This window comes from Bacillus aerolatus (assembly GCF_009183655.1).
Classification (GTDB): Bacteria; Bacillota; Bacilli; order Bacillales; family Domibacillaceae; genus Pseudobacillus; species Pseudobacillus aerolatus.
Map to the genome: position 1 here is coordinate 348,368 of NZ_WEIO01000004.1, position 13,188 is coordinate 361,555.

Sequence of the window (13,188 nt, forward strand, 5' to 3'; positions counted from 1 at the left end):
AATGCTTTTTACTATGTGATCCCCTGTCATTCTCTGAAATACTTATCTTTAAACATTTTGAGTAACAGCTGATTCTCCAGATTCACTCTTTTGATTTAAAGAAGACTTCATTTCATTCGTTAATTCACCGAGCTTTTCAATTTTGATGGTTATTTTATCGCCGTCTTTCAACCAGTCTTGCTCATGCTCTGGGAGGCCGAATATGACTCCTTCTGGTGTGCCTGTTAAAATAATGTCACCAGGTTCCAGCGTCATATAATGAGATAAATAACTGATGATCTCATCGCAGTAAAAAATCATATCTGACGTATTCGAAGACTGTCTCACTTTTCCATTGACAATCGTTTCGATCGTCAATTGATTTGGATCGCCTACTTCATCTGCGGTAACTAAATACGGGCCCACCGGACAGAAACCGTCGCAGCTTTTTCCTAAAAGCCACTGATTCGTGCGGAATTGAAGGTCCCTGGCCGATAAATCGTTCACATTGCAATACCCTGCTACATAATTAAGTGCTTCATCTTTAGTAACATTTTTGGCTTGTTCACCAATGATAATCCCAAGCTCTGCTTCAAAATCAACCTGTGTTGAATCTGCCGGAAGCTCTACTTTTTCTCCGTGTCCTGCCAAAGCATTACTGAATTTATTAAATAAAACCGGAGTTTCAGGAGGCGTCATATTTGATTCTTCCGCATGTTTTTTATAGTTTAATCCCACACAAATAATTTTGGCGCTTTTAGGTACACATGCTCCGAACTCAACGTTTTCTTCTGATAGAAAAAGATCTCTCTCATTTTTCGGCGCTATTCCTTTAACGAAATCTTCGAAATTCTCAAGAGAGATTTTATCAGCTTTTAACCAATCTTCTAAAGTGAGTGGAATAACCGGAGATTGACCAACGGCTTCCCATGCCTTTTCAACATCTAGTATGCCAACATCTGTTTTTACACCAAGCTTGAACTGTTTATTTGATTCATCTTTAAAATTTAATAGTTTCATTTTTTTCTCTCCATTCTCTTTAAGCCATTTTTCCGGACGTTACTCCACCATCTATATAGAGGGGAGAGCCCATCATAAACGTTGATTCATCCGATGCAAGGAAAAGTGCTGCTTTCGCTACATCCTCAGGACGGCCTAAATCGCCGCTCAATTGCCTTTTTTTAATACTTTCCAATGCCTCCTCCGCATTTTCATAAGAATTATTTAAATAATTTTCTACAAACGGTGTGAGAATCGTACCCGGCAAAAGAGCATTTACTCTAATGCTGTACGGGGCATAATCGACTTGCATTGATTTTGACAAAGCGAGGATGGCCCCTTTTGTTGCCGAGTATATGGCCCTGCGGGAAAGTCCGATTTCCGCAATACACGATGACATATTAATAATGACGCCATTCTGTTGCTTCATCATGTGCGGCAGTACAAACTTACTTGGAAGAAATACACCTTTAATATTTACGTTTGTTACTTGATCCCAAAGCTCTTCACTCGTTTCATGTAACGCTCCGATACCGGATATTCCTGCGTTATTAAAAAGGACATCTATTTTACCTTTAGAACGAACCGCTTCAGCAACCATTCGCTCCACCTCATCCGCCTTTGTTACATCTGCTTGTAAAAATATTGCCTCTCCACCTAGTTGCACAATCTCTTTCACTGTTTCATTGCCAGCTTCACTCGACAAATCATTGATAACTAGATGTGCACCTTCTTTAGCAAATAAAAGGGCAGTTGCTTTTCCAATCCCGGAACCCGCCCCAGTTATTAAAACCACTTTGTTTTTAAGTCTCATTCAGATCCCTCTTCTATTTAGATTTAACTGAAGCCAAAAATCCCGCTTTCAAAGATATTCTCTTTGCTAAATCAACGATTTCTGCTTGAGCTTGAGCTTGTTTCTTTTCCCAATTAGTTGCGAGAATTGTTACACTGATCGCTGCGATGATTTTATTTTCATGATTGATGATTGGAGCAGCGATGCAATAAAAGTTTTCGACTGCTTCCTGGTATTCTTTAATAAATCCATGTTCTTGGATGCTTATTATTTGCTTCCACAAGTCTTCCACCGTTTTCACCGTATATTGAGTTTTCGGTTCCAAATCTTCCTCAGGATATAATGCTTTTAATTCCTCATACGTATACTTGGACAATTGCACCTTTCCCATTGCAGTCGCATGAGCTGGAAATTTCATCCCTGGATCTGTAGCTACTCTTACTGGAGAAGATCCTTCTTTCTTTGCCAAATAGACGATGTTCGTCTCATCAAGCATAGAAAGTTGTACCGTTTCATCCACTTCATCCACGGTTGACAGCGCTTCCAAAGAAAAGGTATTAATAAGATCGAACTGTTTAAAATATGAAGCGCTAAGAACACCGAGTCTCATGCCAAGTGAGTAAGTGTCGTCCTTTTCTTTTTTCACCCATCCTAAAGATTCAAGTGTATTCAATAGAGAAAAAAGAGAACTCTTATTGATGCCTAATTCATTCGAGAAATCTATTAAGCGATATTCACTTGGGTGGTAAGCAATAATACTTAAAATTTTATCTGCTCTTTCTATTGCAGGAACCCAATATTTTTTTTCCATAAGATCAAACCTTTCGACCTTGTAGGTTTACTATAATAAACCAGGTTTATTTTTATAAACTCAATATATCACGCTTAGTTTTACTAATCAATAGAATATTACAATTTTTCTAAAAATTTTAATATTTACTCTTTTTTATCTTTAAAGCTTTTATTGTTATGATTTGAAGCCTTAGGAAAAATAAAAACCCTAGAAAGAATCTTGTATCTCTCTAGGTTTTTCTACAAATAATTTTCATCTTAACCCAAATACATCTACATCTTATTGATTTTTCATCGAAAACGTCTCTTTTTTTCCATTCCATTCGACTGTCACTTCATATTCGCCACTTTCAGGTTGATGAGCACATCCTCCACAATGGCTGTTTAAACCAATTCTTCTATCCTCCATCTCTATTTCCCCGCTCATGCTGCCATTTACCCATTTCACTTCTTTTAAGTGATTTATATCCTCACCTTTGTACACGAGTTCTCCTTCCCCTACTTCCTGGTCGCCGGAATGGTTCAAGGTAAATGTTCCTTTCCAATGTTCACTTTCCCCCGAATAAGTATTAGTAGAAATGCAGCCCATGAGCGAACAACTGACTATCGTCAAAAAGGTGATGAAAAATAGAAACTTTTTCATATACACCCCTCCCTCTAACAAAATATTTTACCTTTGATGAAACATATACCAAGAAAAGGAGGTGTGATCTATCTTGCTGTGTCGTTATATTTTAAACTAATTCTGCTGCTCGTTTTCTTCCCTTAAATTGAAATATTTACAATTTACGCACGACAAAAACAGACTCGCCGCCTCCGGTGAGTCCGTACTCTAAATTATAATACCTTACTTAAAAATGCTTTCGTCCGTTCGTGCTGCGGGTTCCCGAATAATTCAGCCGGTTTGTTTTCTTCGACGATGTAGCCGCCGTCCATGAAGATGACGCGGTCGCCGACTTCGCGGGCAAAGCCCATTTCATGAGTGACGACGACCATTGTCATCCCTTCTTTTGCGAGCTGCTTCATAACTTCGAGCACGTCGCCGACCATTTCGGGATCGAGTGCGGAAGTCGGCTCATCAAACAGCATGATTTTCGGATTCATTGCGAGCGCGCGGGCGATGGCGACACGTTGCTTTTGCCCGCCAGATAATTCTCCGGGGTAGCTGCCCGCTTTTTCCTGCAGTCCCACTTTTGCCAGCAGTTCATGCGCCTTTTTAATGGCTTCTTCCTTGTTCATCGATAACGCTTTAATCGGCCCAAGCGTGATGTTTTCTACGACCGTTTTATGAGGAAAAAGATTGAACTGCTGAAACACCATGCCGACATTTTGTCTTACTTTATTAATATCCACTTTCGGATCGGTAATATCGTGGCCGTTAATGGTTACACTGCCGCCGGTAATTGCTTCGAGCCGGTTTAAACAACGCAAAAACGTACTCTTGCCGGAACCGGACGGGCCGATGACACATACGACTTCTTTTTCCTGAATATCGGCATTAATATCTTTTAACACTTCCAAATTGCCAAACGATTTTTTTAAATTTTTCACTTTAATGACGGTCATCGTAATTCAAACCTCCTTTCAAGGAAACTGGCAAGCAGTGACAATAAGTAAATGATGATAAAATAAATAATCCCGACAGTGAGCCAGATTTTAAACGCTTCAAACGTGGCGGACGCCTGGATTTCCCCTTGCTGTGTTAAGTCGGCAATGCCGATAATTGATAAAAGTGACGTATCCTTTAAACTAATAATCGACTGGTTCGTAATTGTCGGCAGCATCCGCCTGAACGCCTGCGGCAAAATGATGTACCGCATCGTTTGTACATTCGTTAAACCAACGGACCTTGCTGCTTCTGCCTGTCCTTTATCAATGGACTGGATACCAGCGCGGATGATTTCAGCAAAATAGGCGCCGGCGTTAATCGCAACCGTAATAATCCCGGCCGTCGTGCTGTTAAAAGAAATCCACGACAAGGAATTCACACCGAAATAAATAAAGAACAATTGTACGAGAAATGGCGTTCCGCGGATGGCATCGATAAATATTTTAGCGATCCAGTTTAAGATTTTCAGCGGAGCCAGCCGCATGAGCGCCATAATCAATCCGAGAATGAAACCTAGTATAATAGCAATAATAAAAATATAAAGAGTAACCTGAAGACCTTTCAGTAAATAAGGCAATGCGTTGACGATCGTATCCACTCAATCCTCCCCTTCCAAAAAGAAAGCGCGCAGTCTGCGCGCTTTCTCTACATTGTCATTATTCTGCAAGGTATGTTTTGATGATTTCATCATACTTGCCGTTTTCTTTCAGCTCTGCGAGTCCTTTGTTAATTTTATCAAGAAGCTCTTTGTTTTCACCTTTTAACACAGCAATTCCATACTGGTCGCCATTTAAGCGCTCACCAACCGTTTGCAGGCCAAGGTCTTTTTGAGCAATGGCATAAGCAATGACCGGGTAGTCCTCGATCAAGGCATCCGCGTTTCCGTTCGCTACTTCCTGGAACATCGCCGGGCTGTCGTTAAATTGCTTTACTGTATAGCCTTCTTTTTCCGCATTTTCCTGAGCAAAAGCCGCACCTGTCGTTCCTTTTTTCACCGCGACTATTTTTCCTTTTAAATCACTGATTGTTTTAATGTCTTTATTATCTTTTTTCACGACGAGCGTAAGACCCGCATCAAAATATGGCTCAGAAAAATCAACGACCTTTTTCCGTTCATCCGTAATACTCATCCCTGCAATTGCTACATCGAGCTCGCCCGCTTGCATAGCCGGAATAATCCCGCCGAAATCCATCGGGGAGAACTTAATGTTGAAATCCTGGCTGTCGGCGATCGCATTAATTAAGTCAATATCGATTCCTTTGTATTCTCCGTCTTGCTCAAATTCAAATGGAGCATAAGTTGTATCAATCCCCACTTTATATTCCTTTTGCTCGGCTCCTTCTCCGGTGCCGCCGGTTGTTTTTTCTTCGCCGCATGCTGCCAATAAAAGGACAAATGCAAGCACTAAACTGAATAACCCAAATTTCCTCATCCCATTCACTCCAATTTCTTAAATATTTATTGGTGGAACATTAAAAATATAGAATATTCGAAAAATAAAAATCAGACTTGCTCGCCCACTCAATGTATGCATGGACAAACCGGTTTATGCAAAGGGCTATTATACTAACTTTTTCGACAGGAAGGCAGGAATTCCTGCCTAGGTGAGAAAAACTCCGGAAGAAATAAATCGCTATTAAGCGAATGATTCGTTTCAATATCCGGCCTTCACTGCTAAAAAACGGACTGGCTTCTTTGCCAGTCCGCGCCTCTAATGCTTATTCTTTCTCGTACACGCCATGCTTAACAATATCCAGATAGTCCTCAAGCTCTTTCATCAGCGGATCGGGATCATTAAAAAAATCGTATTGCTTATTTTTATAAAGAGTCTGATATTTAGCAGATAACTGTTCAACGATAAATGCCGTCATTTGAATGACCGTGTCTGCTGAAATGCCCGGACGCAACTTTTCCGGAGGGATCAGTTCTTTCATATAAATTCGGCGCTGCAAATAATCTTCTCCATATGCTTCATAATGCTTCTCCATCATTTCTTCTATTTCAATCCTGACAGCTGCCGGAGGATAGAAAAACGCATCGGTAATAAACTGTGTTTCCTGTCTGTAAGGAGCCATCGCTTCATGCTTCAGCCGGGCGATTTCCTTGACCCGTTCAAAAAAATCACCGGATTGCACGTTATTGATTGCTTCCATCGTTTTCTCGGTCAAAAGAGTAACGGTACATTTCACTAAATATATATATAAATTCTTTTTGCTTTTAAAATAATGAAAGAGAAGGCCCTTCGAAATGCCAGCCCGGCTCGTAATAATATCCGTCGACGTTTTGTCATAGCCATTTTTCACAAATTCCTCGATCGCCACTTGCAGAATCAGCTCTTTTTTGGCTTGAGGCTGTCTTTCAAAAGCTGCATACAATCTTGAACACCTCGAACTTTCTTCTTAAACGGAAATGTCTTTCTTTTTATATACTATAAAGGCGGCGAAGACGGTAAGCAAGATAACTGCAGCCATAATTGCCACATATAAAGCTTTTATCGCGCCCTCGTTAATAATATTAGCCGCATCGGCATAATTAAATGGACTGAAATATTTTAACACGTCCAAATCTGCTGATAAGCCGGACATCATATTAAAAAAGTAGGCAATGATCACAACAGCAATCGAAATGGAAAGAATATTTCTCGTTTTTCTCATCATGGATGAAAGCATAAATGAAATCGCCGCAAATGTGAAATGAAGCAATATCGTTGCGATAACTAACAAAGCAAATGTTTTGTAAGGTACGTCGTGACCTTCAGCAAATTGGAAGCCGACTAAGCTTGCGATCACTGCTATCCCGTTTAAAATAAGAAGGTTGATGATAACCGCGGCAAGCTTTTGCGCCACGATCTGATTTCTCGTAATCGGCTTTGACAGCAAAAACTCAATCGTCTTTTCATTTTCTTCCTTCGCTAAAATGTTAGATGCAAGCATTGCTGCATAAATACTTCCGAGAAGAGTCGTCATCATATGAACTTCAATTCCATAAAACCCCATTAATGTGCCAAAGCCGAGTTCATCCATCCCAAACGCTTTTTGCATCGATTCGGGATACGCTTCCATCATCTTTGATAGGCTTTCTTGCTGCTCGGCAAACTGTGGGAACATACTTAACAGCCCTACAATCAAGCCGCCAAGGATCACACTCCAAATAATTAAAGCTTTTCGGTTGCGCTTCCATTCTCTTTGAAATATCATCCTGCAACCCTCCTCAACTTTCATAATAGTGCATAAAAATTTCTTCAAGCGTCGGTTCCTCGATTAACAAATCGTGCAGCGGCAAACCGTTCAATTTGCTGAGCAGCTCCTGAATTTCGCCACTGTAAAGCAGCTTTATTTCATTGGCGTTTACTTCCTGTTTGATTACACCTTCAAGTTCCACATAAAGCGGCTCTGCCTTTTCAAAAGTGAGCGTTATATTTTTCACTTTATTTTTCGTCAAGTTTTCAATCGTTTCCACTCTGACTAGCTTACCTTCTTTTATAATGGCGACACGGTCACACATTTTTTGTACTTCACTTAAAATATGTGAAGAAAAGAAAATCGTGGCACCGCGCTTTCGTTCTTCATGCAGCAAATCGAAAAAATGATGCTGCATTAACGGATCTAATCCGCTCGTCGGTTCGTCTAAAATAATCAGCTTTGGTTCATGAAGAAGCGCCTGAACAATGCCGACTTTTTTCCGGTTGCCAAATGATAGATCTTCTATTTTCCGGCTTACATCCAAATCTAGTCTGGCCGCCAAGTCTTTCATTCTCGCGGCGTTAAAATTTTTGTGAAATCGGGCGGAATAGGTTAATAAGTCAATCACTTTCATATCATCATAGTAATGGACTTCCGATGGCAAATAGCCGACTTGCTGCCGAATCTCTTTTGACTGCTTCACAATGTCTTTGCCAAAAACAGTGGCACTGCCGCTCGTCGGAAAAATAAAATTCAGCAGTGTGCGGATCGTTGTACTTTTCCCGGCGCCATTTGGACCAATGAAGCCGAAAATTTCTCCTTCTTCAATGGAAAAAGACATGTCAGAAATCCCCCGGTTATTTTTATATGATTTCGTTAACTGATAAAGCTCCACAATCGCCATCGTGCTTCCTCCTTTTTGAAAAACGAAACTTTATTGACTGACTAGTCAATTTCAATCTTATCTCGTGTTGACTCACTAGTCAATAAACTTTTTCTATTCCATCCAATGACGAAAAAAAGCTGCCGCAACGGACAGCTTTTACATCAAAATCTAAGAGGTTGTTTACGATTTCTACCGGTTGTTCATCAATTCTAAGGGATTGTTCACGATTTCCACTATACAAATCCTGCTAAACATATCATCATGTATGAAGTTCCAGTGTTCCTGTCTACACTACTAGTAGCATCTAGCGAAGGAAGCGATGAAACATGAAACGGGATTTATATAAGTATTGAACTTACAATAAATGTCTTAGTCGGTTTTCTATTAAAATGTTAGTGCTGTTCCCATTTCAATTATCTATCTTCTATTGGAACATAGCTCCTAAATTGTGATCCAACATACTCAGCTCTTGGACGGATTAAACGGTTATTAGCATACTGTTCAAGAATATGAGCTGTCCACCCCGAAGTTCTGCTAACAGCAAAGATTGGAGTAAATAGCTCTCTCGCTATTCCTAAACTATGGTAAGTAGATGCTGAGTAAAAATCCACGTTAGGAAGAAGCCCTTTTTCTTTCGTAAGGATTTCATCAATTTTCACAGAAATTTCGTATAATTTATCCTGTCCTTTGAGTGCAGTCAATTTTTGTGACATGCTCTTTAAGAATTTGGCGCGTGGATCCCCTGTTTTATAGACGCGGTGACCAAATCCCATGATTTTTTTCTTATCAACTATAGCTTGATAAATATAGGGCTCAACATTTTCAACCTCCCCAATTTCCTCCAACATTTCCATTACCGCTTCATTAGCTCCTCCATGCAAAGGGCCACTTAATGTACCAATGGCCGATACAACCCCTGCATAAATGTTAGCCAGCGTCCCTACCGTTACACGCGAGGCGAATGTTGACGCATTTAGCTCATGATCTGCATGAAGGACCAGAGCCGTATCCAATGATTTAATAGCGATCTCCTCTGGATCTTCACCATTTAACATATATAAGAAATTCTGAGCAAACGTAAACTCAGGTTTAGGAGATAGGATATCTTTTCCTTCTCTTACACGTTGAATAGCAGCTACCACTGTTGAAATCTTCGCTTGTATATTTAATGCCTTGCGGCGATTCGCTTCAGGAAACATATCATTTGCATCTAGATCGTACATTTCAAGCGCCGAAACAACTGTTCTAAGCATCGCCATTGGGTGAGTATTTTTAGGTAAAGTTTTCATTAGGGAAATGATTTCATCAGGTAATACACCTTGAAAAGCAAGGTCTTGCCTTAGCTTAGTAAGTTGTTCAGCTGTAGGCAATTCATCATTCCACAACAAGTATAGTACCTCTTCGAAGCTAGCATACTTGGCTAATTCATCGATACTGATTCCCCTATACGTTAGTACACCATCAATAATGGAGCTAATTCCGGATTGTGTGGCCACAATCCCTTCTAATCCTGCAGTTGACATCGTAATTCCTCCTCTTCTTTACTATTCATTTTAGAAAATTCCGAATAATTGTCCTTTTAAAAGTTTACATCTTCATTCTCTCTAAGTAAAATAAATAAATGGAATACATTTTATGAAGAAAAAGAATAAGTCTAGAAGTCGTCTATGGAATTACGAAGCTTAAAATCATTTATTTAAATACGCGACCATCAAAGTTTAACTAAAGCTGTCGGACGAATCATGTACAAACAGGGGAAAAAAGCGCTAGAACGATTCAGCGTATTCAACTAAAATAACCCATCCAAAAATCCAAACACGTTACATCACATAATAGCAAATATGGAGAGAAATCGACACTCTCTCTACTAGCAATGAGGTATAAAGCTTTGTTAAACGGGTTTTATGTAAATTTAATTTGTTTTTTATAATGCAGCATTCATTTTTTGTAACTTTTTGATATCCTTTGTAGAAACTGTTTACACTTTGCTTCATATTGCTCATAATATCTTTTGTTGCCTATTAGACATGTTATGCAAACAAAAAAATTATCTTTTAATGGAGGGAAGCTTTTCATGTGGGTAATCACCGTTTATTCAAAGGAAAACACTACCATGTTTGAGTTTGACACAGAGAAAGAAGCAAGAGAAACTTTAAAGAACATTCAAGGTTACAAGATTCTGTCTGAGGTTGTTTATTTTAATGATCATCGTTTTGCTTTAACAGTTGTTTAAGATCTTTGCCATAATAATACGTTTAAAAGTGGCTGACTCAAAAGCATGAATAACTTTTGAGTCAGCCACTTTATTTTTTACGTGCCTTAGAGGATTTGAACCTCTGACCTACAGCTTAGGAGGCTGTTGCTCTATCCAACTGAGCTAAAGGCACCTCTAAATATAAAAATAACCCTATTTTTTCTTCTTAGCACAGAAAAAATCGGGATTTTCACTTCCAAAAAAAAACATATTAGCGGAGGTGCCTCTTCAGCCTCTTAAGTACCTCCCCATAAAAAACAACTCCGCAGGCAAGATTCGAACTTGCGACCGATCGGTTAACAGCCGATTGCTCTACCACTGAGCTACTGCGGAACAAAGTGGGCCTGAATGGACTCGAACCATCGACCTCACGCTTATCAGGCGTGCGCTCTAACCAGCTGAGCTACAGGCCCATTTAAAATTAAATGGAGCGGGTGAAGGGAATCGAACCCTCATCATCAGCTTGGAAGGCTGAGGTTTTACCACTAAACTACACCCGCATATTCGAAGTTAGAGGCAGCACCAGGATTTAAAACGGGAATAAAGATGTTGCAGCCCTCTGCCTATACTGCTATTAAGGTTGGCTGGGCTAGCAGGATTCGAACCTGCGCATGACGGAGTCAAAGTCCGTTGCCTTACCGCTTGGCTATAACCCATTCACTCTATGTAATTATGGGGCGATCGAGGGGAATCGAACCCCCGAGTGTCGGAGCCACAATCCGATGCGTTAACCACTTCGCCACGACCGCCATAATAAAACTGGTGGAGGGGGGCAGATTCGAACTGCCGAACCCGAAGGAGCGGATTTACAGTCCGCCGCGTTTAGCCACTTCGCTACCCCTCCATATCTAAAAAAAAGAAGTATATATGAAAAAAGGTGGCTCAGGACGGAATCGAACCGCCGACACATGGATTTTCAGTCCATTGCTCTACCGACTGAGCTACTGAGCCACACAAAAGCTATATACCAACAATAGGGATTCCTACTGGAAGAAATATGGCGGTCCGGACGGGACTCGAACCCGCGACCTCCTGCGTGACAGGCAGGCATTCTAACCAACTGAACTACCGGACCATATTGCGGGGACAGGATTTGAACCTGCGACCTTCGGGTTATGAGCCCGACGAGCTACCGAACTGCTCCACCCCGCGACGATTGTAAGTTTTTATGGAGGAGGAAGAGGGATTCGAACCCCCGCGCGGTTTAACCCGCCTGTCGGTTTTCAAGACCGATCCCTTCAGCCAGACTTGGGTATTCCTCCAAAATAGCGATTCAATTAGTGGATCTTGCAGAACTCGAACTGGCTGAGCTGCACCACCATTTTCAAAAATAAAATGGAGCCTAGCGGGATCGAACCGCTGACCTCCTGCGTGCAAAGCAGGCGCTCTCCCAGCTGAGCTAAGGCCCCATGTTATTATTTTAAACCTTCGGGCTGGTCGGGAAGACAGGATTCGAACCTGCGGCCCCTTGGTCCCAAACCAAGTGCTCTACCAAGCTGAGCTACTTCCCGTTAATAAATGGCGCGCCCGAGAGGAGTCGAACCCCTAACCTTTTGATCCGTAGTCAAACGCTCTATCCAATTGAGCTACGGGCGCAAAAAATGGTGCCGAGAACCGGAATCGAACCGGTACGGTAGTCACCTACCGCAGGATTTTAAGTCCTGTGCGTCTGCCAGTTCCGCCACCCCGGCACTATATGGAGCGGAAGACGGGATTCGAACCCGCGACCCCCACCTTGGCAAGGTGGTGTTCTACCACTGAACTACTTCCGCGTGTGCTTGTCACAGTCCGTGACAGTTCTTAACAGAAGAACATTATAATAAATGCGGGTGAAGGGAGTCGAACCCCCACGCCTTGCGGCGCCAGATCCTAAGTCTGGTGCGTCTGCCAATTCCGCCACACCCGCATTATAAAGTGGTGAGCCATGAAGGACTCGAACCTTCGACCCTCTGATTAAAAGTCAGATGCTCTACCAACTGAGCTAATGGCTCGTTCTAAAAATGAACGAATTGTATAAAAAGTATTAAAGTGGTGCCGGCAAGAGGACTTGAACCCCCAACCTACTGATTACAAGTCAGTTGCTCTACCAGTTGAGCTACACCGGCAACATATTATAAGAGAAATGGTGGAGGATGACGGGATCGAACCGCCGACCCTCTGCTTGTAAGGCAGATGCTCTCCCAGCTGAGCTAATCCTCCATATGGTGACCCGTACGGGATTCGAACCCGTGTTACCGCCGTGAAAGGGCGGTGTCTTAACCGCTTGACCAACGGGCCAACTATAATAAATTTACGCAAAATAAAAACCCCAATAGGGGCTTTGCCTAGCAGCGTCCTACTCTCACAGGGGGAATCCCCCAACTACCATCGGCGCTGAAGAGCTTAACTTCCGTGTTCGGGATGGGAACGGGTGTGACCTCTTCGCTATCGCCACTAGACTGTATAAAATTGAAAGAGTTGTTCTTTCAAAACTGGATAATATGTTGTATAAGTAACCGGCAAGACCATGCCATTTGGTGTTATTCGTTTGTTCCGTTCAGGCGTGTTTCATCGCCTGAACGTTTCGTTTTTGGTTAAGTCCTCGATCGATTAGTATTCGTCAGCTCCACGTGTCGCCACGCTTCCACCCCGAACCTATCTACCTGATCATCTTTCAGGGATCTTACTAGCTTGCGCTAAGGGAAATCTCATCT

At 41.6% G+C, this 13,188-nt stretch carries 12 protein-coding genes, 21 tRNA genes and 2 rRNA genes; 1 reads left to right on the top strand and 34 read right to left on the bottom strand.

The window, feature by feature from the left end:
- Positions 1–48: 48 nt before the first annotated feature.
- The 11 genes from F9802_RS09530 to F9802_RS09580 all read right to left on the bottom strand — a co-directional run bounded on the left by F9802_RS09530 (position 49) and on the right by F9802_RS09580 (position 9,764).
- Positions 49–999, bottom strand: coding sequence for a fumarylacetoacetate hydrolase family protein (locus F9802_RS09530; protein ID WP_152151301.1), 951 nt, complete (start codon positions 997–999; stop codon positions 49–51).
- 19 nt (positions 1,000–1,018) lie between these two features.
- Positions 1,019–1,792: an SDR family NAD(P)-dependent oxidoreductase gene (locus F9802_RS09535; protein WP_152151303.1), complete on the bottom strand. Its 774-nt coding sequence runs from the start codon at positions 1,790–1,792 to the stop codon at positions 1,019–1,021.
- A gap of 13 nt (positions 1,793–1,805) precedes the next feature.
- Positions 1,806–2,582, bottom strand: a complete 777-nt coding sequence (locus F9802_RS09540; protein WP_152151305.1) for an IclR family transcriptional regulator — start codon at positions 2,580–2,582, stop codon at positions 1,806–1,808.
- Positions 2,583–2,843: 261 nt separating this feature from the next.
- Positions 2,844–3,206: a hypothetical protein gene (locus F9802_RS09545; RefSeq protein ID WP_152151307.1), complete on the bottom strand. Its 363-nt coding sequence runs from the start codon at positions 3,204–3,206 to the stop codon at positions 2,844–2,846.
- Positions 3,207–3,400: 194 nt separating this feature from the next.
- Positions 3,401–4,129 (bottom strand): amino acid ABC transporter ATP-binding protein, encoded by a 729-nt coding sequence (locus F9802_RS09550; RefSeq protein ID WP_152151309.1) that lies wholly within the window; start codon positions 4,127–4,129, stop codon positions 3,401–3,403.
- Positions 4,126–4,770 carry an amino acid ABC transporter permease gene (locus F9802_RS09555; RefSeq protein ID WP_152151310.1) on the bottom strand — a complete coding sequence of 215 codons (645 nt, stop codon included), beginning with the start codon at positions 4,768–4,770 and terminating at the stop codon, positions 4,126–4,128. The genes F9802_RS09550 and F9802_RS09555 overlap by 4 nt, the downstream gene beginning before the upstream one ends.
- A gap of 58 nt (positions 4,771–4,828) precedes the next feature.
- Positions 4,829–5,605, bottom strand: a complete 777-nt coding sequence (locus F9802_RS09560; protein ID WP_152151312.1) for a transporter substrate-binding domain-containing protein — start codon at positions 5,603–5,605, stop codon at positions 4,829–4,831.
- A 286-nt stretch (positions 5,606–5,891) separates the two neighbouring features.
- Complete coding sequence (locus F9802_RS09565; protein WP_152151314.1) at positions 5,892–6,548, bottom strand: TetR/AcrR family transcriptional regulator; 657 nt, start codon at positions 6,546–6,548, stop codon at positions 5,892–5,894.
- Between the two features lie 24 nt (positions 6,549–6,572).
- Positions 6,573–7,370, bottom strand: coding sequence for an ABC transporter permease subunit (locus F9802_RS09570; protein WP_152151316.1), 798 nt, complete (start codon positions 7,368–7,370; stop codon positions 6,573–6,575).
- 13 nt (positions 7,371–7,383) lie between these two features.
- Positions 7,384–8,259 carry an ABC transporter ATP-binding protein gene (locus F9802_RS09575; RefSeq protein ID WP_152151318.1) on the bottom strand — a complete coding sequence of 292 codons (876 nt, stop codon included), beginning with the start codon at positions 8,257–8,259 and terminating at the stop codon, positions 7,384–7,386.
- Positions 8,260–8,654: 395 nt separating this feature from the next.
- Complete coding sequence (locus F9802_RS09580) at positions 8,655–9,764, bottom strand: citrate/2-methylcitrate synthase (protein ID WP_152151320.1); 1,110 nt, start codon at positions 9,762–9,764, stop codon at positions 8,655–8,657.
- A gap of 551 nt (positions 9,765–10,315) precedes the next feature.
- Between F9802_RS09580 and F9802_RS19625 the strand changes: the two genes are divergently transcribed.
- Positions 10,316–10,474 (top strand): hypothetical protein, encoded by a 159-nt coding sequence (locus F9802_RS19625; RefSeq protein WP_191991840.1) that lies wholly within the window; start codon positions 10,316–10,318, stop codon positions 10,472–10,474.
- Between the two features lie 80 nt (positions 10,475–10,554).
- Here F9802_RS19625 and F9802_RS09585 read toward each other — a convergent pair.
- The 23 genes from F9802_RS09585 to F9802_RS09695 all read right to left on the bottom strand — a co-directional run.
- Positions 10,555–10,628: transfer RNA gene (locus F9802_RS09585), tRNA-Arg, on the bottom strand.
- A 128-nt stretch (positions 10,629–10,756) separates the two neighbouring features.
- A tRNA-Asn gene (locus F9802_RS09590) sits at positions 10,757–10,828 on the bottom strand.
- Positions 10,829–10,834: 6 nt separating this feature from the next.
- Positions 10,835–10,908: transfer RNA gene (locus F9802_RS09595), tRNA-Ile, on the bottom strand.
- Positions 10,909–10,921: 13 nt separating this feature from the next.
- Positions 10,922–10,995: transfer RNA gene (locus tag F9802_RS09600), tRNA-Gly, on the bottom strand.
- An 81-nt stretch (positions 10,996–11,076) separates the two neighbouring features.
- A tRNA-Gln gene (locus F9802_RS09605) sits at positions 11,077–11,151 on the bottom strand.
- 17 nt (positions 11,152–11,168) lie between these two features.
- A tRNA-His gene (locus tag F9802_RS09610) sits at positions 11,169–11,244 on the bottom strand.
- 11 nt (positions 11,245–11,255) lie between these two features.
- Positions 11,256–11,339, bottom strand: a tRNA-Tyr gene (locus F9802_RS09615).
- Between the two features lie 34 nt (positions 11,340–11,373).
- Positions 11,374–11,446, bottom strand: a tRNA-Phe gene (locus tag F9802_RS09620).
- A 47-nt stretch (positions 11,447–11,493) separates the two neighbouring features.
- Positions 11,494–11,570 (bottom strand) — tRNA-Asp (locus tag F9802_RS09625).
- Positions 11,571–11,573: 3 nt separating this feature from the next.
- Positions 11,574–11,647: transfer RNA gene (locus F9802_RS09630), tRNA-Met, on the bottom strand.
- Between the two features lie 17 nt (positions 11,648–11,664).
- Positions 11,665–11,757: transfer RNA gene (locus F9802_RS09635), tRNA-Ser, on the bottom strand.
- A 74-nt stretch (positions 11,758–11,831) separates the two neighbouring features.
- Positions 11,832–11,904, bottom strand: a tRNA-Ala gene (locus F9802_RS09640).
- A gap of 25 nt (positions 11,905–11,929) precedes the next feature.
- Positions 11,930–12,006: transfer RNA gene (locus F9802_RS09645), tRNA-Pro, on the bottom strand.
- Between the two features lie 8 nt (positions 12,007–12,014).
- Positions 12,015–12,091 (bottom strand) — tRNA-Arg (locus F9802_RS09650).
- 6 nt (positions 12,092–12,097) lie between these two features.
- Positions 12,098–12,186, bottom strand: a tRNA-Leu gene (locus tag F9802_RS09655).
- Positions 12,187–12,192: 6 nt separating this feature from the next.
- Positions 12,193–12,267, bottom strand: a tRNA-Gly gene (locus F9802_RS09660).
- A 52-nt stretch (positions 12,268–12,319) separates the two neighbouring features.
- A tRNA-Leu gene (locus tag F9802_RS09665) sits at positions 12,320–12,401 on the bottom strand.
- Positions 12,402–12,410: 9 nt separating this feature from the next.
- A tRNA-Lys gene (locus F9802_RS09670) sits at positions 12,411–12,486 on the bottom strand.
- A gap of 38 nt (positions 12,487–12,524) precedes the next feature.
- Positions 12,525–12,600 (bottom strand) — tRNA-Thr (locus F9802_RS09675).
- Between the two features lie 18 nt (positions 12,601–12,618).
- Positions 12,619–12,694 (bottom strand) — tRNA-Val (locus F9802_RS09680).
- A 3-nt stretch (positions 12,695–12,697) separates the two neighbouring features.
- A tRNA-Glu gene (locus F9802_RS09685) sits at positions 12,698–12,772 on the bottom strand.
- A gap of 45 nt (positions 12,773–12,817) precedes the next feature.
- Positions 12,818–12,933, bottom strand: a 5S ribosomal RNA gene (gene rrf, locus F9802_RS09690).
- A gap of 131 nt (positions 12,934–13,064) precedes the next feature.
- A 23S ribosomal RNA gene (locus F9802_RS09695) occupies positions 13,065–13,188 on the bottom strand; the annotation flags it as partial.